Annotated in this window: 18 protein-coding genes and 1 other RNA gene; 6 read left to right on the top strand and 13 right to left on the bottom strand. The window is 60.2% G+C overall.

Annotated elements, in window-relative coordinates:
* Window positions 1-23: 23 nt before the first annotated feature.
* Window positions 24-1616: a S1C family serine protease gene (locus ABEA12_RS09375; protein ID WP_210101228.1), complete on the bottom strand. Its 1593-nt coding sequence runs from the start codon at window positions 1614-1616 to the stop codon at window positions 24-26.
* A 273-nt stretch (window positions 1617-1889) separates the two neighbouring features.
* Between ABEA12_RS09375 and ABEA12_RS09370 the strand changes: the two genes are divergently transcribed.
* From ABEA12_RS09370 to ABEA12_RS18685, 5 genes are all read left to right on the top strand, one after another.
* The gene (locus tag ABEA12_RS09370; RefSeq protein ID WP_210101229.1) at window positions 1890-3965 is read left to right on the top strand and encodes a TPM domain-containing protein; all 2076 of its coding nucleotides are present in this window, start codon (window positions 1890-1892) and stop codon (window positions 3963-3965) included.
* Window positions 3966-4068: 103 nt separating this feature from the next.
* On the top strand, window positions 4069-4815 hold the full coding sequence (locus ABEA12_RS09365) for a PspA/IM30 family protein (protein ID WP_210101230.1): 747 nt from the start codon (window positions 4069-4071) through the stop codon (window positions 4813-4815).
* 236 nt (window positions 4816-5051) lie between these two features.
* Window positions 5052-6266, top strand: a complete 1215-nt coding sequence (locus ABEA12_RS09360; RefSeq protein WP_210101231.1) for a PIN domain-containing protein — start codon at window positions 5052-5054, stop codon at window positions 6264-6266.
* Between the two features lie 59 nt (window positions 6267-6325).
* Complete coding sequence (locus ABEA12_RS09355) at window positions 6326-7762, top strand: IS1380 family transposase (protein WP_210101232.1); 1437 nt, start codon at window positions 6326-6328, stop codon at window positions 7760-7762.
* 169 nt (window positions 7763-7931) lie between these two features.
* Window positions 7932-8564 (top strand): HNH endonuclease signature motif containing protein, encoded by a 633-nt coding sequence (locus ABEA12_RS18685; RefSeq protein ID WP_210102595.1) that lies wholly within the window; start codon window positions 7932-7934, stop codon window positions 8562-8564.
* A gap of 84 nt (window positions 8565-8648) precedes the next feature.
* Here ABEA12_RS18685 and ssrA read toward each other — a convergent pair.
* The 12 genes from ssrA to ABEA12_RS09295 all read right to left on the bottom strand — a co-directional run bounded on the left by ssrA (window position 8649) and on the right by ABEA12_RS09295 (window position 20336).
* Window positions 8649-9019: a transfer-messenger RNA gene (gene ssrA, locus ABEA12_RS09350) on the bottom strand.
* A gap of 142 nt (window positions 9020-9161) precedes the next feature.
* Window positions 9162-9644, bottom strand: coding sequence for an SsrA-binding protein SmpB (gene smpB, locus ABEA12_RS09345; RefSeq protein WP_210101233.1), 483 nt, complete (start codon window positions 9642-9644; stop codon window positions 9162-9164).
* Between the two features lie 56 nt (window positions 9645-9700).
* Window positions 9701-10840, bottom strand: a complete 1140-nt coding sequence (locus ABEA12_RS09340) for a peptidoglycan DD-metalloendopeptidase family protein (protein WP_345467972.1) — start codon at window positions 10838-10840, stop codon at window positions 9701-9703.
* A 400-nt stretch (window positions 10841-11240) separates the two neighbouring features.
* The gene (gene ftsX / locus ABEA12_RS09335) at window positions 11241-12155 is read right to left on the bottom strand and encodes a permease-like cell division protein FtsX (RefSeq protein WP_210101235.1); all 915 of its coding nucleotides are present in this window, start codon (window positions 12153-12155) and stop codon (window positions 11241-11243) included.
* Complete coding sequence (gene ftsE / locus ABEA12_RS09330; protein WP_210102596.1) at window positions 12152-12979, bottom strand: cell division ATP-binding protein FtsE; 828 nt, start codon at window positions 12977-12979, stop codon at window positions 12152-12154. Before ftsE ends, ftsX begins: the two co-directional genes overlap by 4 nt.
* A gap of 1107 nt (window positions 12980-14086) precedes the next feature.
* Window positions 14087-15202, bottom strand: coding sequence for a peptide chain release factor 2 (gene prfB, locus ABEA12_RS09325; RefSeq protein ID WP_210101236.1), 1116 nt, complete (start codon window positions 15200-15202; stop codon window positions 14087-14089).
* 200 nt (window positions 15203-15402) lie between these two features.
* Window positions 15403-15834 (bottom strand): hypothetical protein, encoded by a 432-nt coding sequence (locus ABEA12_RS09320; protein ID WP_210101237.1) that lies wholly within the window; start codon window positions 15832-15834, stop codon window positions 15403-15405.
* Window positions 15835-16457: 623 nt separating this feature from the next.
* Window positions 16458-16853: a TadE family protein gene (locus ABEA12_RS09315; protein WP_345467969.1), complete on the bottom strand. Its 396-nt coding sequence runs from the start codon at window positions 16851-16853 to the stop codon at window positions 16458-16460.
* A 19-nt stretch (window positions 16854-16872) separates the two neighbouring features.
* Complete coding sequence (locus ABEA12_RS09310) at window positions 16873-17067, bottom strand: hypothetical protein (protein WP_345467966.1); 195 nt, start codon at window positions 17065-17067, stop codon at window positions 16873-16875.
* 256 nt (window positions 17068-17323) lie between these two features.
* Entirely contained in the window at window positions 17324-18265 is a 942-nt protein-coding gene (locus tag ABEA12_RS09305; RefSeq protein WP_345467801.1) for a type II secretion system F family protein, read from the bottom strand.
* Window positions 18262-19113, bottom strand: coding sequence for a type II secretion system F family protein (locus ABEA12_RS09300; protein WP_210101239.1), 852 nt, complete (start codon window positions 19111-19113; stop codon window positions 18262-18264). The genes ABEA12_RS09305 and ABEA12_RS09300 overlap by 4 nt, the downstream gene beginning before the upstream one ends.
* A complete protein-coding gene (locus ABEA12_RS09295) occupies window positions 19110-20336 on the bottom strand; it encodes a TadA family conjugal transfer-associated ATPase (RefSeq protein WP_210102598.1) in 1227 nt (408 codons plus the stop codon). The genes ABEA12_RS09300 and ABEA12_RS09295 overlap by 4 nt, the downstream gene beginning before the upstream one ends.
* Window positions 20337-20550: 214 nt before the next feature.
* Here ABEA12_RS09295 and ABEA12_RS09290 point away from each other — a divergent pair, with 214 nt between their 5' ends.
* The gene (locus ABEA12_RS09290) at window positions 20551-24957 is read left to right on the top strand and encodes an FtsK/SpoIIIE domain-containing protein (RefSeq protein ID WP_345467796.1); all 4407 of its coding nucleotides are present in this window, start codon (window positions 20551-20553) and stop codon (window positions 24955-24957) included.
* Window positions 24958-24965: the final 8 nt, after the last annotated feature.

Here is a 24965-nt window from a genome sequence, read left to right as displayed (position 1 = left end):
CCCACGGCCATCGTGAAGCAGAACTACTGCGTGGGGGTTTCCCCGACGGTCACCGTGGTCGATTCGGTCTTGTCCCCACGGGTGTAGTGGATCTCGGTCTTGGACCCGGCCGGGATCTCCCTGACCGCGGCGGTTAGCGAGGTGCTGTCGGAGATATTGCGTGTATCCACCCCGGTGATCAGGTCGCCCACCTCGAAGCCTGCCTTGGCGGCCGGGCTGTCCGGGACCACCGACTTGACCTCGGCGCCGACGCTGAAGGACGAGGACGCCCCGTTGCCCACCGCTGCCGGCTTGGCCTGCACCGTCACCCCGAGCATCCCGTGGGTGGCCGAGCCGTTGTCGATGATATCGGTGGCGATGCGTTTGGCGTAGTCGATCGGGATCGAGAAGCCCACACCGATCGATCCGCTGTCTGCCCCGGCACCGGAGGAACCGGAGCCGGAGGAGGCAATGGCGACGTTGACCCCGATGATGTTTCCGTTCACGTCCACCAGCGCGCCTCCGGAGTTGCCGTGGTTGATGGCGGCGTCGGTTTGGATCACGTTGATGAAGATCGAGCCGGCGGAGTTTTGCTTTTGCTGCTGCTCGGGGGCCCCGGGGAACTGGAAGTTGAACTGGTTGCCCCCGCCATCACCCTCCGAATTGTTGTCGGTGCCCTCGGATTGCTTGGGCACCGCCGAGGAGGCAACGGAAATGGTGCGGTTCAGGGTGGAGATGATGCCATCGGTGACGGTCCCGCTCAGCCCCAGCGGGGCGCCAATCGCGATGGCCGAATCCCCCACGTTCAGTTTGCCCGAGTCGCCCAGCGACGCCGGAACCAGGTTGGGTGCATCGATCTTGATCACCGCGAGGTCCGAAAGCGGGTCGGTGCCCACCACCGTGGCCTCGTGGACCTTCCCGTCGTTGGTGCGCACGGAGATCTTCGCATCGCTGGTGCTTCCGCCCAGGGTCACCACATGCGTGTTGGTCAGGATGTGGCCTTCCGTGTCCAGGATGATGCCCGAGCCAGACCCGGCCTCGGAGGAACCGGCGACGTCGATCGTCACTACGCTGGGGCTGGCCTTGGCGGCCGCTGCGGTCACCGCAGTGACGTTCTCAGGGTTGTTGATCACCACGTCGCCTTGCGGGGTGTGGCTGGAGGATGCCGCGGCGACGGGGCCGGAGTTCATCACGTAGTTGGCCCCCACCGCACTGCCGGCGCCCACGAGGGCTGCAGCCACCATGCCCACGATCAATGCCCCGGAGGTGAATTTCTTGGAGGCACGGCCTTGGGGCGGCGGCACGGGGAAACCGAAGGCGGGGGCATGTTCGTCGTCGTTCGGGGTCCCGTAGGGCGAAGCTGCATGATGCGCGGTGTTCCACACCGGTCCCCTTTTCGGCTGCTGGGGTGGTGCTGCGTGCTCCGCTGCCGGGGCATGGCGCGGGATCGCCTCGGTTGCATCCGCGGCGCCATCGATCTTGGAAACGGGCTCGGGGTTCGCTGACGGGGGCCCCGCGTGCGATCCGCCGTCTTCAGTGCTCGGCGGGGTCGAGGGACGCTGCGGCACGGCACCGGAATCCGGGTCCTGCGCGCCTTCATCCGGCGTACCTTGCTTCTCAAACTCGTTCTCGCTCATGACAGTCCTTCCAATCCCCGAAAGTAGGTTCCTCGACGTTTCTTGGTTATAACTATGCCCCCGCGGGCTGTGGCAGCGAAAAGGAAAACCTGAGTGTCTGCTGTGAGTTGGCGGGAATGCAAAACGACTGCGCCCACGCATCGGCGATTCTGTGGACTCGCACCACCGACCCACCTAGAATCGACACCGACAGCAGAAACCGGAACGATGCGTCCAGATACGCATTGTCCCAGAATCGTTCTGCAGCCGACCACGCACGGGTGAAGGAATACTATGAAGTCGCTCCGCCGGCGGATGGCAGTTGTTGCCGCCGCAGGACTCTTGTCCCTATTCATGTTCGCGCCTCCAGCGGTTGCCGATTCCCCCGTGCAGATCCCTCCGGGTGAATTCGTCGTGGACCAGGCCGGCGTGCTGGGCTCGGACACCTCCAAGGTCACTGACGCGGTGAACCAGCTGATGACCGAGACCGGCCAGAGCCTGTATGTCATCTACGTCGATTCCTTCACCAACCCCAGCGACCCCAACAAATGGGTCCAGGCCGTTGCCACGAACAAGAAGCTGAACACCAGCGACTGGGTCCTGGCCGTTGCCGTGTCCGATCGCCAAGCCATCTTCACCTCCAACGACAAGAGCGAGTTCTACGGCTCCAGCCAGGACATCTTCAACAAGATGGTCAAGGCGCAACTCTCGAAGAAGGACTGGACCGCCGCGGCGCTTGGCGCGGCCACCGGCATCGAGAACGTTTACAACGGCGTGTCCCCCACCGGCGGTGAAGCGACCAACCCCGGGTCCGGCTCCTCTGGCTCGGGAGCTTCCTCGGATTCCGGCGGCGGCGCGGGCTGGTTGCTGGTCGGCGGTGTCGTGATCGTCGGTGGCGCCACTGCATGGGCGTTAACGCGCCGCAAGAAGCTGCCGGACTATGTCCCCCCGGTGGCCACGGGTCCCGATGGCAAGCCGCTGGACCCGTTGGCTTCCATGAGCATCGACGAGTTGCGCGGCAAGGCAGGCGGCCTGCTGATTGCCGCCGATGACGCCATCCGGTCCTCGGAGCAGGAAGTCGGATTCGCCCAGGCCCAATTCGGCGACGAAGCCATCAAGCCCTTCGCCGAGGACATCGTGACGGCCAAGACCCACATGTCCGAGTCCTTCAAGCTGCAGCAGCAGCTCGATGACGAGATCCCCGATTCCGAGGCCGACCAGCGTTCCTGGCTCGGGGAGATCATCCGCCGCTGCGAGGCGGTCAACGAGACACTTGAGACGCACACCGAGGAATTCGCTTCGCTGCGTGAACTGGAAAAGAACGCCCCCCAGGCCACCGCTTCCCTGAAGGCCCAGATCCAGCCGCTGAGCGAACGCGTCAGCGGCGTCCAGTCCCTGCTCACCGAGCTATCCACCCGCTACACCGAAACCGCGTTGAAGCAGGTCCAAACGAACATCACCGAGGCCTTCGAACGCCTTGAGTTCGCCAACACCGCGGTGCTCACCGCCGAAGCCAAGATCACCGAGGATGCCACTGCGGAGGCGGCGGTGGCGGTGCGCGCCGGGGAGGACTCGGTGTACCAAGCCAAGGTGCTGCTCGACGCCGTCAGCCGTGCCGAACAGGACTTGGACAAGTCACGCAGCGACCTCGATTCGCTGGTCTCCTCCGCGGCGCAGGACCTAGCGCAGGGCCGCGCCCTGGTAGCCAACGGATCCAACCCGGATCTGGCGGGCCCCATCGCCGCACTGGAACCGGCGCTGGCCTCGGTCAAGGAACAGATTGCCAGCGGGCGGTTGGACCCGGTCGCACTGCTGGGCGAAGTCGATGTCGCCCTGCGTCCGCTCAACGATCGGCTTAACGAGATCCGCGACCACCAAGAACGCTCCAGCCGTGCGAGCGACCAGCTGCAGGCGGCCATCCGCACGGCACAGATGAAGATCAGCGGAACAGACGACTTCATCCGTGCCCGGCGCGGCGGCGTCGGCTCCGGTGCCCGCACCCGGTTGGCCGACGCACAGCGCAACCTCGAGGAAGCGATACGATTGGCACCCACCGACCCGGTCAACGCTTTGTCCTACGCCGAGCACGCCGCTGCGCGAGCCGACCAGGCGGCACGTGCGGCCGAGAGCGACGTCGACGGGTTCGGTGGCGGATTCGGTGGTGGCCGCGGCGGCGGAGGCGGACTCGGGGGCGCACTGCTGGGCGGCATCCTGATCGACTCCATCCTGCGAGGCGGTTCCCATGGCGGTGGTTCCTCAGGCGGCATGTTTGGCGGCGGAGGCTTCGGCGGCTTCGGCGGAGGAGGCGGCGGAGGATTCGGTGGCGGAGGCGGCGGGGGCTTCGGCGGAGGCGCCGGGGGTAACTTCTAGCGTTTCCGGACCCCCTCGTCCCGCTGAGTGAAGTACCGTGGGTCCTTCACTACGGAACCACCCATGAAAATGTTCATCAAGTCAGTCAACGAAAGGTCTCACCGTGGCAAAGCAGTCTATTTTTGGTCGTGTCGCCCAGCTGGCCAAGGCCAACGTCAACGCCATGCTCGATTCAGCGGAAGATCCCCAGAAGATGCTCGACCAGATGGTCCGTGACTACACCGACAACATCGCCGAAGCGGAAACCGCTGTCGCGCAGACCATCGGCAACCTGCGGATGATCGAAGAAGACTACACCGAGGACGTACAGGCATCCTCCGACTGGGGCAGCAAGGCTCTGGCCGCCTCGAGCAAGGCCGATGAATTCCGCACAGCGGGTGAAGCTGCCAGCGCCGACAAGTTCGATTCGCTGGCCAAGGTAGCCATCCAGCGCCAGATGCAGGCCGAGTCGGAAGCAAAGACCGCCGAACCAACCATCAGCTCCCAGCGCGAGATCGTGGAGAAGCTTAAGACCGGCCTGGACGCGATGAAGTCCAAGCGCCACGAACTGGTGTCCAAGCGCGATGAATTGATCGCACGCGCCAAGTCGGCACAGGCCCAGAACCAGGTGCAGGAGGCCGTGAAGAGCATCGACATTATGGATCCCTCCAGCGAGGTCGGCCGCTTCGAGGAAAAGATCCGTCGCGAAGAAGCCCGCGTACGAGGTGCGGCCGAGCTTGCATCGTCCTCGCTCGACACACAGTTCAACTCACTCGAGGACCTGGGCGAACAGACCGAGATCGAGGCGCGTCTTGCCGCGTTGAAGGCGCCGAATTCCGCTCCTTCACTCACCACCGGTTCGGAACAGTAACCCAGCGTTTCATGCGCCGCTGCCACCCATGAGGTGGCTTGCACTGGGGCGGACAAGTTCGTTGGGCAATGGAATGCGTTCACTGCCCAACGAACTTGTCCGCCCCTTGCTTTTTCCCGGTCTATAACGAACTGTGCCGAGCACCTGCCACTTGCACGCACCGCAACGTTCCGGCTCGTCCCCAGTTTTCCGTTCCTTCGACTTCCCCCTCCGCTCCTGCTGCGATGCTCAGTGGCATGAACAGCAAGCAATCCACCAAGACCGCATACGCTGGCCGTAGATATGCCGGCCACATTTCGGCAGCTGGCAAGCCAGAAGCCGGTACGGAAAGATTGCGCGCTTTGCTCGCTGCAGAGGAGTTCTTCATCGCCACCGCCACCGAGATGGCAGCGCAGACGACTTCAGCGGTTGAGGCAGCCACGCTCGCCCTGGTTGTGGAACGTACGCATCGGCACACGGCTTACACGCAGATCCTTGCCGCACAAGCCGCGCAACGCACTCTGGCCCATGAGCTGCCCCTGGTGACCATGGAGCAGCTCTGCGAGATCGTGGCTGCACCCGCCGTGTTCCTGGCCTCTGATGCCGCTCTGCCACCAGACCCGCTCACGCCCCCGACGGGACGGATGCCCCACAAGGACACCACTGACTTCCTCCACCATCTTTTGGGCACCGGCTACTTCGAGGTGCGCGACCGTGTCAATGCGGCCAATGCGTTGCTCCCCCACGTGGATACCAACGGAATCAAGCAGCCAGCGCGCTACCCACTGCTATCCGCGGACGCCCAAGCTGGGACAGTCGATCCCAAACACGTGATCCAGGCGGCGAAGCAGCTCGACAAGGCTGCTCCCGCTATCAAAAGCCAGCCCGAATCCGAGCATCTCTCCAACACCATGGAGACCCAAATCCTCGAGTCCCTGCGCACCCAAGGCCCACAAGCAGCCCACAAACTCATCACCGCTTGGCAGCGTTCACTTGAAGACCGCGCGGGGTCCGAACCCAGTGACGAGGAAATTGGTTTCAAAACGGGGTTCTTCCTCACCCGCAAAACCGAGCACTTCTCGTATTTCAGTCTGTGCATGCTCAACGTAGAGGCGGAGATCTTCCTAGCACATTTCGCCAATGCGGATAATCCACGCACCGAGGCAGGAAACCGTCAGGCTCTCTGCTCCGATGCCGCCGCCGGCCCCCAGCACCCAACGCCCAGGGAAACCAGCGAGAACATTGACCCCGATGAGGCGCCACGGCTCCCGGCCTGGGCTGCAGATCCCCAAACGCCTTTCGAGCTCCTGCCCCGCGCGACATACATGGACCTTGGCCGTGCAGCCGGCAAGCTCTCGCCTATGGATACAGAGCCCAAGGTTTCCACGACAGAGCCGCAATCGCGCCCTAACCCGGCATTTTCATGGGGCGGAAAGTCATTAAGCGTCTTTAAGGACGAAAAGATGAGCTGATCTGGAAAAATAGAGGTAACGACACCATGTTATCCACCAGATCAGGACTCACCCTTTCGATGCACAATGATACCCAAGTTTTTCCGTCCGTTCCGGCAGCTTTGACCAGCCAGTCGCTGATCTCCCACGCCGGCTTGAACGTCCTCACCTCGTTCTTGGACGCCGTCGGCTTCGCCAACCTGAGCGAGGACCGCCTGTCCCAGTTCGTTCCGGCCCAAGCTATCCATCGGCCAGGCGGAATCCTCGGATCACTCGCCGTGATGCTCGCTGGCGGCGGGGAACACGTCTCGGATCTCGATGTCCTGCGCAACAGCCCCGGACTCTTCGGCCCGGTCCCTTCCAACGCCACCGTTTCCAGGTTCGTGGAGCGAGCCACCGTGCAACCCGAAGCATTCGCCTACGGCAGTGCGACGCTCATGCGGTCCTTGCGCTCGAGGATCTGGAAGGCTGCCGGAAAACGGAATCCGGCGATATTGGCCACCAAGTTGGATCCCCTGATTTTGGATATTGATGCCACACTGACTACTTCGCACAGCGAGAAGGAGCTGGCCACCGGGAACTACAAGGGTGGGTTTGGGCATGCACCGATGGTCGTCAGCCTCGACTATGGCAAGGACAACGGCACCGGTGAAGTCCTGGTCGCGGAACTGCGGGCAGGGAGCAAGACCGCGAACAACGCCAAGGACCACATCCGGGTACTGGACAAGGCCCTGGCCCAGCTACCTGAGGAAATGAGTAACAAGGACGGGAACCTGGACACCGAAAGGATCTTGGTGCGTACCGACAGCGCCGGGGCCTCGCGTGAGTTCCTGAACCACCTGCACTCCTTGGGACTGCAGTTCTCCACGTCCTTTGCCTTGCCGGTGCCCAACGAGCGGTTCATTCACTGGATCAACGACAAAAAACACTGGGAAGCTGCCTTGGATCAGCACGGAAACCAGCGCCATGATGCGTGGGTTATCGACGCTACCCAAGTCATCAAGCTCAAGGACTACCCCGACGGGACCCGGCTCTATTTACGGGCCGAACCCTTGCACCCGGGAGCCAACGCGACATTGTTCGACGTTGACGGGCACCGCGTCACCGCGTTCCTCACCAACGCGCCGAGATACAACGTGGCGTTCCTTGATGCCAGGCACCGAGCCCGTGCTCGGTGCGAGAACCGCATCAAAACCCTGAAGAACAGCGGAATGGGGAAACTGCCTTTTCATGCGATTGCTGCGAACCAACTTTGGACAGACCTTGCCATGCTCGCGATGAATCTGGTGGCGTGGCTTCAGTTGGTCATCCTTCCCACTGGCCACACCGCCGGGGTTTGGGATATGAAACGTTGGCGCTACCGACTTTTCTCGATCGCCGGGAAACTCATCAGTAGCGCCCGTAAGCGGAGACTGCTGATCCCGGCATCCGCACCGGAATCGCACGTCTTCATCGCGCTCATTGAAGGAACCACACTGTTGCGGCAGCGATGGCGAAACGGGCATCTCGCGGCATAAAACCCCGGCAACCGCACCAATCCCTTTCGAGCAGAAAAGCACGCCCACCGGCTGATGGAAACCGGCGCCCAAACCAGCGACGTGGGAATCCTGTCATGCCCGGAAACCAAACTGGCTGCTGAACCCGCTGAAATCACCGGTTCGCCAGCCTGACGGTACTCGATGAAAAATCTGGGCTAAAGAATACAACCTTCCAGGTCTCGATGGGATCTCACCGGCCCGGCGTCGTTTACGTTCGATCCTCAATGCCCTTCAACACGTCGACTCCAACGCAAGGAAACGCGTCAGGGGTCTTGCCGGGGCCAAACTGGTGGTCCATTGCCAGCTTGAAACCCTGCTGGGGTTGGCAGACAGGGCAGGAATCACCACTCATGGGTTGGAAATCAGCCCCGGCCAACTCCGGAGGTTGTTGTGCGACGCAGCGGTCCTCCCCATTGTTTTCAACGGCAAGAGCCAAATCCTCGATGTCGGGCGCCAAGCACGCTTCGTCCCCGAGTACATGAGGGAGGCAGTTCTTGCCCGGGACGGTGGATGCCTTGTTCCGAGCTGCACCGTGCCTCCTGAACATTGCGAAATGTGCCACATAGACGCGTGGCAGGACGGCGGATCCACCAGTGTGGAGAACTCGGGACCCGGTTGCAGCGCGCATCACCATGATTTTCACTCCGGTAAGCTCAAGTTGGTCCGCGACCAAGACGGATTGCCGGCAGTGTTGCTGCCCAAGTATTCGGATCCGGAACAGATTCCGCGCCGCAACGAATATTGGCAACACCAACGGCAGACCAACCCCAAGTTGTTCTAGCGGAATCTGTTGGCGATTAGTTCCCGCATCCTCCCGGAAAACGCAAGAAAGGCCCCGCGGATCCAGAGATCCGCAGGGCCTTTATTGTGGAGATGGGGAGAATTGAACTCCCGTCCGATGTGGTGTTGCCAGGTCTTCTCCGGGCGCAGTTTGCGTTGGATTTTCTCTGCCCCAGCCGTCATGCAAACAAGCGGCTGATCCGAGCACAGTTACCTAAATTATGCAGGTCGTTCCGGTAACGCTAACTTCCCGCAGTGGCTATCTAAATGACGTTAGGATCAGGGGCGATAGCATCCCCTGTCTAACGGACTAGTCTGGCTGCTTAGGCAGCGAGAGCGAAGTCAGTGCGCTTTGAGTCGGCACTTATTGTTTTGCAAAGAGCGTTTACGAGATAACTTTGCATCCTCGGCCCGCTTCACATGTCGCGACTCACACCGTCGAAACCGATCATCCCCGTATTTTGTTGTCAACGAGTAGCTCTCGCCACTCCAACCACACGGAATCAACCGCGTCTAATTAGTCTAACGCACAATCGTGTCAAGTCCATTCCCGGACTTCTCGGAGCCCAGCTTTAGCCGGTGATCCGAACTTACTGGGCTACTCCCGAACACCACGGTTGCGCTCGCGCATGCTGCGCAGCGCTTCGCGGTTGTCTTGTTTCTCCCGCAGCGACTGGCGCTTGTCGTATTCCTTCTTGCCGCGGGCTACCCCGATTTCAATCTTCGCGCGCCCATTTTTGAAGTACAGGCTAAGGGGCACGATGGTCAGGCCAGACTCGTTGATCTTGCGTTCGATCTTCAGGAGTTCTTGGCGGTGCAACAGCAGCTTGCGCCGACGCCGAGCAGCGTGGTTAGTCCACGATCCGTTGAGGTACTCCGGAATGTAGACGTTCTCCATGTACAACTCATTGCGGTAAAACTGGCCAAAGCCATCAACAAGCGCTGCCTTACCCTCACGCAACGATTTTACTTCGGTCCCGCTAAGCACCAGGCCGGCCTCGTAGGTATCGAGAATTTCATAGTCGTGCCTAGCCTTGCGATTGCTCGCAATGATCCGGCCTTCCGGGTCCTTCTTAGCCACGTTGACAATTCCTCTCCGCAAGTGGTTTATTCACTTGGCGAGCTTATAGCCTACCGCTAGAGAAGTCCCAATGGGTTTACCGCGGAGCCGTTGACTATCGTCTCAAAGTGCATGTGGCAGCCGGTGGAATTACCTGTGGTACCAACGTAGCCGATCGTCTGCCCTTGCTTGACGTTCTGGCCGGCACTGACCACTACACGCTGCATGTGGTGGTAGTTCGTGGCGAGGGCCTTGCCCTTGACTACGCCGTGGCTGATGGTGACCTTGTTCCCTGATGTTCCACCCCAGCCAGCCATCCATACTTCGCCATCCGCTGCGGCATGCACCGGAGTTCCGCATTGTCCTCCAAAGCCCCAGTCAACTCCGGCATGGACATATCCGCCGCGTCCACCATAGTCGATCGTGCCGGACGGTGTGGGACGAAAGCCGAAGCTTGAAGTCTGCCTCCCGCCGTTGACCGGACGAATAAGACCCCATGAGCTGCGTTCCTGTGGAACAGTTTGCGGAGCTGTCTGCGGCTTGGGTGCCACATAGGGAGGCTTGACGTAGGTGCTCTTCTTCTTCTGGCGAGCGGCTTCCTCCCTTGCCTTTTTGGCGCGATCAGCTTCTTCACGCTCCCATTTGGCTTGTTGCTCTGCAGCCTTTTGGGCAGCACGCTTTCGCTCGGCCTCAGCAGCCTCCGCAGCCTTGCGTTTGCGTTCTGCTTCTTCGCGGATGAGCCGCTCTTGGCGCTCCTTGATCTCACCGTTGACCTGGACTTGCTCGGCTTCCACGGTTCTCAGCTTTTCCTGGATCCGCGGTCGCTGAGCCAATAGCTCGGCACTGAGCGCATCGGTCTGGGAGATGATTCCGTCGAGAGACTGCTTCTTGGTCTCAGCATCGTCACGGGCCACTTGCTCGCGAACCAAAGCTGCGTCAGCGGCAGACTTGAGATCCGTAATTTCCGCCTCAACCGCAGCCAGGCGCAATTTGACGTTCTCGTCAGTGGCTGACTGTTCGGAAAGGGCATCGAGTGCAGCGTTTTGTGACCGCATGGCCTGATCAGCCAAATCCATCCCCGCTGCCAGGTTTCCATCGGAGCTGGCATTCAACAACAAGGAAAGATCGGAGGAAACGCCGCCGCGCTTGTAGGCTCCCGTCGCTATCTGCCCGATGACTTGCTTGGAGTCTTCAAGCTTCGCTTTGCTTTCGGCCATCTTCACGTTCAGCTGATCCCGTGTTTCCCCTGCCGACTGAACCCTTCGAGCCAGGTCAGCCGCCTCATCTGCGGCTCGACCTACTCGACCTTGGGCATCGGCCAAGGCTTGTTCGGCTGCAGGAAGTTGCGCTTGCAAGCCACGAAGCTTGGAATCGGTGACCTTGATGTCGTCATCAAGGACCTCAAGGTCCTCTGAGATGTGGTCAATGTTCTGTTCTACCTGGACCTTGCGGTCATCTAGCTCATCGGCATGGGCACCTACACCCCCGGAAACCAACAGTGCGATTGACAACGCGCCCACGGCTCCTGAACGTGCTACGCGGCACCATACTGCTTTGGCTAACATAAATGTCCTCTGAGTCCTTTGTGATTCGAATTTTTTCTGGATCGTAGACGCACTAAACCTTCAAGTAGCGCCGCAAGGTTATCAATGACGATACACCAGCCAAAACCACACCTAGCAAGATCAGCCAAGGCGCTACCAGGAAGACTTCACCAGTTGAGATGAAGGCCGTGTCCTTGTACTCCAGGGCTAATTTGTCATCAATAAAGAACCTCACCGCAGCCCACAGGGCTCCAGAGGCCAACAGTGCTCCAATCAACGCCGCGATGACCCCCTCCAACACAAAGGGCAGTTGAAGCGATGACTTCGAGGCTCCGACCAAGCGCATAATGCCTGTTTCCCTTCGGCGCAGATAGGCAGAGAGCCTAATCGTTGTTCCCACCAACAACACTGCACATAGGATCATGACCCCGGCAATCCCGATGGCGACGATTGAAGCAATATTGATGATGGAGAAGATTTTTTCCAGCAGTTCACGCTGGTCAACAACGACGTCCACGCCATCCATTGAAGAGAAAAGTTCCTTGATGATCTGGTACTTCTCCGGATCAACGAGCGAGACGCGGAACGATTCAGGCAACTGGTCCGCTGTCACTGTTTCGCTCATCGACGAGTTCTCGAACTGTTCCTGAAAGTGGGTGAGTGCCTGCTCCTTGGATTCGTACTCGAAGTTCTCGACGTAGGGCTTGACTGCCGCAGAACCCAACATCGATTCGATATCGCCGCGTTGGGCCTCGGTCGCCGCACCCTCAGCGCAGCTGGACCCTTCGTTGTGCTCGCCACAGAGGTAGATGGCCACTTGGACCTTGTCGTACCAGTAGCCCTTCATCTGGGTGATCTGCATCTGCATCAGAGCGGCCGTACCGACGAAGGTCAAAGAAATGAAAGTGACCAGAACCACTGAAATCACCATGGACAAGTTTCGGCGGAGGCCTGAGCCTACTTCGCCAAGAATGAATCCTAGTTTCATGGCATATCGTCCTCAGTATCAAACGGCGCAAACGCCTGGTTGTCTGCTGGCGGCTTGTGCCATGCGCCCGGGTTGGCTTGGCGCAATTCACGCGTACCATCTTGATTGATCACCGGGATCATCGACGTGTATTCCCCCGCGCTCTCGTCACGCATGATCTTGCCATGCGAAAGTTCAATGACTCGTCTGCGCATGGAGTTGACGATTCCGTCGTCGTGCGTAGCCATGAGGACGGTGGTGCCGTTTTGGTTGATCCTGTCCAACACATTCATGATCCCGACGCTTGTAGCGGGGTCCAGGTTTCCTGTTGGTTCGTCCGCTAGGAGGATCTGCGGTTTGTTCGCAATGGCGCGGGCGATGGCCACGCGCTGTTGCTCACCTCCGGAGAGCTCGTCGGGTTGGCGCTTTTCCTTGCCCTCGAGCCCGACAAGCTTGAGCACCTCCGGAACATGGTCACGGATGCTGCTGCGGCTTTCTCCCACGACTTGCATGGCGAATGCAACGTTCTCGAAAACGTTCTTTTGCGGCAACAGCCGAAAATCTTGAAACACGACGCCGATGCCGCGGCGTAACTTGGGCACACGCCATGAGGGAATACGGGCTACATTTTGTCCTGCGACATGAACCGAACCGCCCGTGGCGACGATTTCGCGCAAGATAAGCCGAAGGAAAGTTGACTTGCCGGAGCCAGAGGCTCCGACAAGAAACGCGAAGTCGCCACGGTCAATTTCAATGGTTACGTCGTCGAGGCCGGGGCGCGCATTTTCCGAGCCCAGCCGTGACTTTTGGTCATAGACCATCGTGACGTTTTCGAATCTAATCATCGCAGCTCTGCCCGCGGGATCGCCGGCGCATGATCCAGGCACGGGACTTTGTTGTGGGAAGTTGCAAAGCCAGCCCTTGAACTCTATCCGCCCCGGGGAGACTCTCCCCGCACAAAAACCGGGTGTGTCACGAAACTGTGAGGCAGGTGGATGCAGGCTGCGTGCCATTTTCGTTCGCACTCGCAATGAGGCAACCTTTGCGAGCTCGCGGGTACGCCAGCCCAACGAGAGTAACTCGCATGCATGTGACTTGGTCTTTGCTACTCCGGCTGGCCTCTGGTCCGAAACGCTACCGTAACAACAACGAGGTTGACGACACTTTTTGAGTTCGTAGCTGCTTGTCATCCCGACCGCTCATTCGGTCTCCCGAAAGACCGTATTTGTGATGTCGCTGACGTTGAGGCTACCGACTACGTCTGATCGCGGCGTTTGTGGAAAATTCCGCGCAACGATACCTGGTAGTGGGCCGGCACCTGGGGTGTGTACCAGAGTAATCCCATGACGGCCAACGAACCTCGAAACGCTTGGTTACGGATGACCGATTCAATGGCCTTGGCTGAGCCTGAAAAAGTTCCCAATGGCCAGGGCGACGCCTTCTTGAGTTTTGGATGGGCTTTTGGCTGTTGTTTGCTGTTGTGTGGTCAACGAAGACCATTCGAGAATGGTCACATGGAACCCCCGACTACGTAACCGTGACTCTCGATCTCTTCCTGACTGATACGTCACTTGGAATGGCTATCGCCTACCGGGCTCTGCGGCGACAGGCCATGAAGCAATCCTAGAGTCCGGACAGCTCATCTAAACCCGCACGATGGTGCGGTGCCAGAGCATACGCCGATTCGAGGTTGATCGGAGCTACCCTGTCCCTTTTTCGTTGACCTCCCCGAGCGGCCCATAAATCTGGGCGGCGACGAATGAAACCGGGCTGACGCGGCATACTCTCAGATTCCGACTGGTTCATCCAGCGACACGGCAAGGACACTTCTGCCGTGGACGCAGGAAAGCTACCGCCAGTCAATGAGCAAACTACATTTGACAGGGAAGCACATAGCCGACGGTACCGAATCTTGATTTCCCCAACTTGCTATTCCGCGGACAATCCGGTGTTTAGGCTTGGGGACGACGTTGTGCCGCACGCCAGCGGATACCAGCATCAATGAAATCATCTATCTCGCCGTCGAATATGGCGGAGGTGTTTCCGACTTCGTGTTCGGTCCGCAGATCTTTGACCATCTGGTAAGGATTCAACACGTATGAACGCATCTGGTCGCCCCAGGAAGCCTTCACATCTCCGGCTAGCTGCTTCTTTTGGGCGTCCTGCTCCGCCTTCTTCTGCAGCAGCAGCCTCGACTGCAAAACACGCAAGGCCGCTGCGCGATTCTGGATCTGTGATTTTTCGTTCTGCATCGAAACGACGATGCCCGTAGGAATGTGTGTCATACGAACCGCTGAGTCCGTGGTGTTCACAGACTGCCCGCCTGGTCCGGACGAACGATAGACATCGACACGGATTTCGTTTTCGGGGATCTCTATTGAGTCGTGTTGTTCAATCAAAGGGATTACTTCGACGGCTGCAAAGGAAGTCTGGCGGCGTCCTTGGTTGTCGAATGGTGAAATACGTACGAGGCGGTGGGTACCTGCCTCCACTGACAACGTGCCAAAAGCGTAGGGCGCGTTGACTTCGAAGGTCGCAGACTTCAAGCCGGCTTCCTCGGCGTAGGAGGTATCCATGACCCGGGTTGGATGCCCGTGCTTTTCAGCCCACCGAAGGTACATGCGCATAAGCATTTCAGCAAAGTCTGCTGCATCAACGCCACCTGCACCGGCACGAATGGTGACTACCGCTTCGCGGGCATCGAATTCCCCGGAAAGTAGAGTAACCACTTCAAGGTCGGCCAACGCCTTGCGCACTGACTTGAGCTCGGTTTGAGCTTCTTGGAAAGATTCGGCATCTCCCTCCATCTCTGCCAGCTCAACCAATACTTCCAGATCATCGATGCGATGCTGGATAACGGTCAAGCGCTCAAGCTCTGATTGGCGATGCGAGAGCTTGGAGGTGACGATCTGAGCAGCAGCAGGATTGTCCCACAGGTTCGGCACTCCCGCTTCCTCAGAGAGCATAGCGATATCCGCACGGATGCGCGGCACATCGGACACCTCTTCAATGGAGGCAAAGGTGGAGCGCAATGATTTGATTTCTACAGAATAGTCAATTGAAGCCATGGTGCTTCCACCCTACGACATATGCTGGTCGACATCTTGCGCAGGCTGGCGATTATGCTCAATGCGACGCCGAGAACAGCCAGGGGTTCAAAGATCCGACTCCTGTCGGAGAAAGCCGGCGAGCGCGCATCGCAGCTGTCGGTCAGACAATAGACATATCGTCCTGAACCAGATGACCGCGCCGGATGCAGAACCGCTCTTCATCGTGATAACAGCGTCCGGGCGTAGGCATCCACGTGAATGGAGATTCCGCTCGGAACTACCCAACCTATGATCGGTGGGTGCACGACGGCACCTAGCCGCACATGCGCAGTGACCGAATCGGATTCGACTCCGGCACCAATAATTTGAAGGTTGGCAAATCCCGAGTCTGCGTTGATGTCTGCTAGGTACTTTTCCGTCGCATGTCGGACTTCGGTCGGTTGCAGATGGAGAGTAGGTACGTCCTTCCCACTGGCATCGAGCTCAAAATTGTATGCAGCCGCTGCGACTGCTCCATCGGCAACGGATAGGAGCTTGCGTGCCTGGATGTTGACGGCCGTAGCCGCGAACACGACGCTGATGGCGAGCAAGGCAATAGCAATCATGCCAATGATCAGGACCATCGACTGCCCGGCTTCTTTTCCGTTCACTGGTGCAATCGCTATCTCAGGCGTGGATACGGCAGGCATTTCCCCCGAAAGTGACGAGGATGTGTACTGGCTACCTGGTCCCATGATTTGGGCTTCGCTCCTACCCATACCGATCGACCCGCTGGGTTGCCGTTGAACCAACATTTCCAGTACGCCAGCTCCAACCTTCCGGAAGCAGCGGGAGCACCGTGTCGATGGATACCTTCACTGTCACTGTGCTTCCTGGCGAAAGACAGGATCCGCGGCAGCTGTAGCTGAAATGTGTACGATCCGACCGGATTTCCATGTTGGCGGAGGCCCTTCGGACGGCATCGGCGGCCCGTGTTTGGCCCTGCCCTTCGGTCTCCGCGGTGACGAATACCTTGGCGGCGTGGTCCGCTGCCCCAACAGCAGCGTAGCTTGCAGCTTGGACTTGGGACGCTCCCACCACTAAATAGACAAGCGGTACCAGAAGCAGCACCACGAGGAAAATGAACTCGATGATCGATGAGCCCGCTTGGGACCTGGCAGCATCAACTCGGCAGTTAAGACTCCCCATCCGGTTCTTCCGAACGGCACGCCATAGCGACTGCCCTCGCAGCGCACCGGTGCCGCCAATCTTGGGAACTGGTCCTCGCTGTGTCCTAGCCATAGCGCACCGATTCCCCATGGACTACGAACTCCCCCACAAACGGAATCAATCCAAAAACAGGAACGCCGGTCCGCACGGTGATCCTTACTCCCGGGGTGCCCCCGAGGCTGATGGACCTAGCCTGCACGTTCGATGCAAAACTGCCGTTGAGGGCGCCACGAATGAGCTCTTGGGTGCGGCGCACACCGTCATCGGGACCTCTGTCTGCCAACGTCCCGTATCTGGCGCCGGCCGCTGCCGCATCCATAAGGGTATTACGAACATGTAGCGCAAAAGTAAGTTGCAAAACGCCTAGGAACACTGCGATGAGCAGGGCGGAAACCATCACGAACTCGGCCACAGCCGAACCCCGCTGCGACGCGCACCTCCTTTGCTCCAACGGGATCATATGTCGTGGCATGCCCGCCTTACCCCATCCCTGAGACCCGGTTAATCGCCTGGTTGAACAGCTCCTCCAAACGCGGGCCTGCGATGGCCAAGAGCGCCGCCACCAGCAGTGCACTCATCAATGTAATCATCACCCAACCTGGAACATCCCCGCGTTCGTTGCGTTTGATGCGCCCTGCCAGCTCCATGGTGCAGGCGCCAATCCACACGCCCATACCGATGATCAACGTTTCAAGTTTTCCTGTGATCGTCATGGTCCTTCTCCTTGTTGGTGTGCTCCCCCGCCGTTCACCGGCTAAAGAGCGTGATTCCCATAGTGTGATGTGACTGTCCGCATGGTGCCTCCCCACCACGCGCATTTCTCCCCTGCTACCTCCTTTGCTGTTAGTTCCCCGTGTCTCCTCCGTTCGGAATGCTTGGGCTTGCCAAGAACTATCGATTTCCGATAGATCTGTCAGATGTTGTCTCCTTTCAATAGTTCATGTCGATCAGCGCGAGGCCCGGAAACACCGCGAAAACAATGGTCAGTGGCAGGATGCCAAAAACGATGGGAACCATCATTCCGATTTCCTTTTTGCCTGCGGTTTCCATCAGCTCCCGCTTTGCCGCATCGCGTACATCTTGTGCCTGGGCACGCATCACTGCAGCGATCGGCGTTCCTCGGTCGGTGGCCACCGTAATCGCGTCAACGAAACGGGTCATTGCCGTCAATTGGATTCGATCGGCCATCTCGGTCAAGGCCTCGGCCAGTGTCGAACCGGAGCGGACATAAGCCAGAGTCAATCCAAACTCCTCGCTGAGGGCTCCTTTTGATGTCCTGGCCACCCTCTCAATGGCACCCACGGTGCTTTCGCCGGCGGACACCGCCAACGCCATGAGTTCGGCAATCGTGGGAAATTGATTCAGTATCCGCTTGCTGCGCCGTGAGGTCTGTTCTCCCAGGTACCAGTCACGCATGAGATAGCCGCCTACCGAGCAAAAGACCAAGACAAGAAACGCGAACATAGGGTTGAATCGCCCAGCCACCAGGTTCGCCCCTAGCACGGCAGCACCGGCCAAGGTAAGGCCCGCAGACCATAGGAGCTGTTGTGCTCGGAAATCAAGTACGCTGATCCGAAGCCCGGCACGATCCAATCTCCGGATCATGGCCTCGTTACTCGGATTAAGTCGTTGGGACATCCTTGCCACGTCGGCCAGAAGCGGACCCACGATTCGTCCCAGCGGACCAAACGGCGTCTGTCCCGCCAGTGGATCAGCCAGCATCCGGGATCCACCGCGGCCGGCACGTAGATGAGGGGCCACTCGTTGGGAGAAAGTCACCGGGCGCATCGCCGGGATCCGTACCAGCACCAGCCATAGTCCGCAGCCCATGGTCATACCCAAAGCCAAGGACAAAATCATCGTGCTACTCATCGAAAAACCCGTTCTTCCTCGGGCAACCGACCGATGTGCATCATCGCCCGGTAGCACACGAATGAAACAAACAGCCCGCTTGCGAGCACCAGCATTCCCTGGACGCTTGAATAGGCGATCACTGCGGCAGGTTGGCCAGCCAGAAGCAACAGGATGACCCACGGCGCAGCAATCGCCAACCGGGCAGCTGAGACCGTCCAGGACTGCCGTGCTTCGAGTTCGCCGCGGGTGCGCGCCGAATCGCGCAGGAAGGCGCTGAGTGTGCCGAGCATTTCACCCAAGTCGGTGCCCCCGACTTCGCGGGTGATGCGCAGTGCCTCGACGATCTTGTCGGACACCGGGTCCGCCAATCGCGTGGCGAGACGTTCAAGGGAGTCGTTGAAACGCGCAGTCGCTCGATAATCAAGACCAAAGTCTGTGAAGGCCGGACGCAGGGCCTCCGGTCCTTGCTGTCCTAACTGTGTCAGGGACTCGGGCAAGGACATCCCCGCACGGATCGCCGAGCGCAAGTGGTCCACTACGTCTGGCCACTGCTCTCGCAGGCTCGCAGCACGCTTCGCAGCTTGATGACATACCAGAGCCCATGGGGCGGCAGCCCCGAATCCGGAAAATGTCAGAGCGATCAATGGGGCACCAGTGAGGATGAGGACGACGAGTCCAACGATGACTGCCGAGGTAACTGAGGCAGAGACGAAGCCCCCGCGGGTGACCTTGTCCAATCCTGCATGCAGCAACAAGATTTCGAGGCGCCCGGGCGAGGTTTTGGTTCCCGTCCTCGCCACCGAGGTGAAGGAACGAAAGACCAGCAGCAGACCGAATCCCAGCATAAGACCCAACAAGACGCTCATGCCACGACCCGCCCAAGTTCAACGACGTCGACCCCGGCATCAAGCAACTTCTGATGCGCCAGGTCCGCCGCCGGCTGCAGCACCAGTTCCCCGTCGACGTAATCGAAAAGCGTGGTGGTTTCTATGGTGCCGTTTTCCACGCGGCGACCCAACGCCATTATTTCTCCCACGAAGCGTTTGCCTGCCGGATCGCGTCGACAATGGACTACTAGATCGATACAAGCCGCGACAGTCGGAACCACGAAACCGGCCGAAATATTCTCGCCGGCCAGTAGCGGCAACGTACATATCTTGGTCACCGCATCGTGGGCTGAGTTCGCGTGAATGGTAGATAGGCCGGGCAGCCCAGAATTTAGGGCAATCAGCATGTCCAGGGCTTCGGCTTCACGGACTTCCCCTATGACCAATCTGTCCGGCCTCATCCGCAGGGCTTCCTTCACGAGCCTGCGCATGTTGATCTCCCCATGACCCTCAAGATTTTGCTGGCGGGTTTGGAGGCCGACCACATCGCGAAGGTTGATTTTCAGTTCAAAGATCTCCTCGATGGTGACAACCCGCTCGCGGCTACCAATGGAAGAGGCCAGGCAGTTGAGCATCGTGGTCTTGCCTGCTTGTGTGGCCCCCGAAACCAGAACGTTCAGCCCAGCACCTACTGCTACATCCAAGTAGTGGGATGCCTGGCGACTCAGCGATCCAAGTTCAACAAGGTGCTCAAGCCGGCTTGCCCTCGCGATGAACTTGCGGATGTTCACTGCCCAATGTTTGCGGGTGATGTCCGGAATGACGACGTGCAAGCGCGACCCGTCGATCAGTTGGCAGTCGACGAAGGGCTGCGAGAGGTCAAGCCTTCGACCGGAGGATTTGAGCATGCGCTCCACCAGTGACCTAATTTCCGCCTCAGGAAGCTTGATCGAAGTGAGTTCGGAGGTTCCTCGGCGTGCCGCATAGACCTCGTTAGGTCCGTTGATCCAGATTTCCTCGACCTCGGGGTCATCGATCAGGGGTTGGAGCGTACCAAGTCCAGCAACCGCATCCATGATCCGTCTTCTGGCCAGCCCCAGCTCCCCCAGCGCCGGCAACACCCCGAGAAGTGACCGCTCGTCGTAGTCACGGACCACGTCGTCCACCAACCTGCGGACCTCACCCACCTGCGTGGAGGGGTCAAGCCCGTGCCTGCGGATGAGTTCGCGTACCTCATCTTCGACTATCGCCAGTCCGTCCACCATCGTGCTTCCCTGCCCGTGAACCGCAGACGGCATAGGCCGGGAGCGGGGCCGTTCGCTGAGGCATGCGGGTTGGTGGTTCTTGGGGATCGCTATGTTAAGACACCCGTATTGCTTCTGAGCGGCAATATCCAGTTTGTTTGATGACGCAATACCGCGACCATACCCGCGCGCCACGGTAGCTTCAAGGCTTCCTTTGAATCTGTGGAGAACGATGGAAAGAGGTGCTTCTGCATCCACATTTCCGCATCGACTCCGTTGCAGGCGCCCGCCGAAACCCTACGTTTGGCATGAAGATGGATATCGATTGAGGCCACCCTTGCATTCGCGGTCAAGACCCGCCGCCTCACATTGCGCCGCTGTTGCTGCTCAAGACGTATGCAAGACGATAAATCGGTCACATAACTGGCGACAAGAGGCAGGTGGGAAAGTCGCGTACGAGCGAACGAAGCGGCAACTCCCTGTTGACCCTTCGTCGCCTGCGGCGGGAATCATGGGAAGAAAATTGTTCATCAGGTTGGTTTCCACGAGGATTGGGCACCCGGTGCTATTGGAGCTCGATGCCGCCGAACCGATCAGCGGCCCCCGATTGGCTGGAGACTTGGCCCGCCACTGGCCAAGAGTGGATTGGTTTCTCGGTCCCCTCGCTTTGAATGACGTCGTTTTGCTTCCGGGCCAGGACCGGTTACTCCTGTGCGACATTCCTGCCGCTGTGGTGAGTCACGATCAACCACAGGAGGGCCCGGTCCACGAACCGGCGGTTCTCGTGGTGTTGCGCGGACCCGATCCTGGAGGAAGGCTGGCGCTGCGCCGGGGAACCTGGGTATTGGGACGGGGAGAGGCCGACTTGTCAGTTGGGGATCTACGGCTTTCACGCCGCCACGCATTGGTGCGGGTAACCGAAACTTCCATCACACTCAGTGACGAAAGGTCGGCAAACGGGGTGTGGTTCGCCAAGACACCAATATTGGAGAGGCGGCTGCTCTTCGGAGATACCTTCAGGGCCGGGGACAGTACCTTCGGAGTCCTTCCGCCGAGCGGCATGGCAACGAGATCCACCGCTTGGCCGCTGGAAAAAATCCCGATCGACGGGCAGGAACCAGGCAGCAGGATAGCAATGATGCTCATCGGCGCGCTGGCGCCGTTGGGACTGGGCGTGGGCTTGTTCCTCATGACGCACAGCGTCTTCTTCTTGGCGTTCTCCGCGATATCACTGCTGACCGGCGGGCTGCCAGCGCTGATGAGCATCCGGGCAAAAACGGTTTTCCGACATGCTTGGACGGAGGCGACCGCGTCCGACGCCCGACGTCGCGACGATCTGGCCCCTCCACTTGGAGCGGTGGCCGCAGGTCTTGGCCAAGGCACATCCGTGGATCGAAACGGTTTCCCGGCAATGGTCATCGGTCACGGACGGCTCGTTGCCTGGCTATCCACTTCTTCGGGTGCAGATCCTCCGTCCGTACGTCTCCGGCGACGGCCCGCCGGACGCTTGCCGACGCGTGCAGCTCGGGAGCTGCGCCGTTTCGGTTCACCCGGGACCCAACCCCTTGCAGGTACCGACGCATCGACACGGATCACGGAACCGGGCCTCCTTCCGGACTCTCCCATCCCGATGCTGCTGTCAGCCGGTTCCAGCGTGTGGTTCCAAGGCGCGGAGACCGCATGGGGCCCGGCGCTGCGTGCAGTGTTGGTGAGGTGGTTGCCGTTGCTGGCTGCCGGCACGCTCAGGGTGGTTGTGCAGGGGCCGGCCAGTTTCCTGCCCAGCGAGTTTGCGATGCTGCCAGGTGTCCAGATGCTTCCGGTCGGTGCCACCATTCCGATCGATAGCCGACCAACCGTCGTGGTTCTCATCTGTTCAAGAGGGCAGCGGGGAAAGCCCGGCATGCAGGACAGCGCTTCTGGGGTTGCCGCTGCTTGGCTGTATTGCGGGGGCCCTTCGCCTTCCGGCGGGGCGGACGTGTTGATCGATTGCGCCTTCCAGCGCATCCTGTTGCATCCAGCAGGCCTCGGGTGCAACCCTTGGCTTCGCCCCGCACCGACTGCGGGTGCCGAGGCAAAGACTTCAAAACTGCGCTCTAAAGCACGCTCTGCCGGAAACTCCACCGATTCGGCCCCAGCGCGAGGCGGACCGGGAGGCCTGAATATGGATCCCACGGGGTCGTCCCCCAATGCCCAAGAGCGATCCCTGCACGTTGCCATCGAAGGGATCGGACTGTCTGCGCTGGCATGCGCCGTGGGCCGGATGCTGCCGTTGACCGACACAGGGCACTCCGATGCACTGGATGCGGGACCTCGATCGGAACCCTGCACGGCCATCATCGTCGGGGACACGGAAGAGGGCCCGTTGCGTCTGGATCTTGACGCGGACGGACCACACATATTGGTCGCGGGGACGACCGGATCGGGAAAATCGGAATTGCTGCGTACCCTGGTTCTCGGTCTGGCCGCGGGTTCGGGACCCGGGGATCTGGCTTTTCTCCTGGTGGATTTCAAGGGCGGAGCGACGCTGGCACCGCTGCGTAGCTTGCCGCATGTCCAGCTCTTCATCTCGGACTTGGATGCCGCCGCCGGCGAGCGGCTCCTGGAACTGTTGGGCAACGAGCTGCAACGTCGCGAGGCGTTCCTGGCACGATGCGCGGCGACCGACCACAGGGACTACATCCGTTTACGCAAGCCCGGTGACCCGCCTCTGCCCAAGCTGGTGGTCCTCATCGACGAGTTCCGGGTCTTTGCCACGGAGCTGCCCGATGCGTTGGAACGGGTCGTTCACATCGCAACCGTCGGCCGTTCACTGGGCATTCATCTGGTGCTCAGCACCCAACGACCCGCCGGGACCGTCAGCGCTCCCCTGCGTGCGAATATCGGCAGCGTCATCGCGTTGCGCACCATTGGAGAGGCGGAGTCCATCGACCTGGTCGGCCGGGCCGACGCTTCACGGCTGGACGCGGCGACGCCGGGCATGGCGTTTATCAGGCGTGGTGGCGGCCCGCTCGTCAAGTTCCGGGCACGGGTCAACTCCCGACCTTCCGTCCCCGCGGTCCTTCGGGCATACGGAGAAAACCTCGGTGAGATGCTGTTCTGCGAGGCGCTTGGAGTTGCCGGGCTGGAATCTAGGATCGAAGACCCGGAACCGTCCACGGCACCGCTGCCGGTGGACCCCAAGGAGGAACTTGCCGGCATAGTCGAGCGCATCATCAACAGGCATGCCGGGGCCGAACCCGCGCAGAATCCATTTTCGGCAGCGTTGCCCGAACACCTGACGGCCGTTGGCCGCGCGGTGCTGCGACAAGTACCCCCACATCAAGGTGTCATCGGATTGCTCGACCGACCGCGCTTGCCGCAAGCCTCGGCATTGGTCCTCGATCCGCGCACCACCAGCCGTCTGTTGGTCTGCGGGCTGCCGGCCTCGGGTATTGAACGGGTGCCGGAGCTGCTTATCCATGCCATGAGCTACGGGGCTTTCACCCTGCCCACGTTGCTGCTCGACGGCAACGGGACGTTAGCCAAGTTGCATGGGCATCCTGCGGTGGCGGGCTACTTCGGCCCGGGAGACATCTGGGGTATCAATGAGTTGCTGCTGCAATTAAGCGGACGCGAACGCATCGGGCCCGTGCTGTTGCTGGTGTGCGGGCTCGGCGGTTGGGCCCAAGTGCTGGAAGCCAGCGTCTTCATGCATCTCGAGGCGCTGTTGACGGCTTTTGCACGCACTGCACCGGATCTCGGGAGTGCCCTGGTGATCTGCGGGGACCGGGAACTGGGAAGTTCACGAGCTGCATCGTTGTGCGAAACACGATGGTATTTTCCCCGCGGCGCCGGGCCCGAGACTCTCATGGGCTGGCCACGGATGCGAAAGATCCCGGCTCTTGTGGGCCGTGGCCTGCAGCTGGGACCGGACGAGCCCGAGCTGGGCACCGAATTCCAGCTGCTGGACAGTCCGGCGTCGTTGCCGCTGCCCAAGGAAGAGGTTCCAAAGACGTGGATGCGTTCGCTGCCGCTGCCACGGGACCTCTCCCCCGACCAACTGCCTCCGGTTCTTTCGGTCCCTCCGGCAAAGGGGAATCTGGAGGTTGCCACCGATACCGACGGGGCGCCGGCGTTGGCCATCGGACTTTGCGGACCGGATAACCGCACGTTCGTTTGGTCCCCCGGGTCTTGCGGGCTTGTCCTGGGGCATGCGCGCTCGGGCAAGGGGACATTGCTTGAGCATCTGGCTGTTTTGGGCGCACCCGAGGCCGGTCACACCGTGTTTCTGGCCCCGAACGACGAGCTGCCAACGCGAATCGAGGAATTCCTCCAACGCCACCCACATGCCACACGAGTGTTGATTGGTCGGGCCGATGCGCGTTTGGCGCAGGCTTCGCGGAGTATCGAGGTGCTGCTGGGATCCGGGATGCAGGTGGTTCTCAGTGCCGAACCGGGACCGAGGCTACTCTTTGAACTGGGACTCACTTCCGCGGTACGCGACCAGCGGTCGTTCCTCGTGTTGGATCCGCGGTATGGCGCGGACGCCGATCCCAGCGGTTTCAGGCTCCCTCCTGCCGCCGCAAGCATCAGGGGCAGGGCCATGGTCTTCGACAGAGGAACCCTGCGCCAGGTCCAATGCGTGAATCGCTTACCGTGAAGCCATAC

Source organism: Paeniglutamicibacter antarcticus (genome assembly GCF_039544305.1).
In the GTDB taxonomy this organism is placed as follows: Bacteria; Actinomycetota; Actinomycetes; order Actinomycetales; family Micrococcaceae; genus Paeniglutamicibacter; species Paeniglutamicibacter antarcticus_C.
The sequence above is the reverse complement of the archived record's forward strand: the minus strand, read 5'-3'. Positions and strand labels throughout refer to the sequence as shown.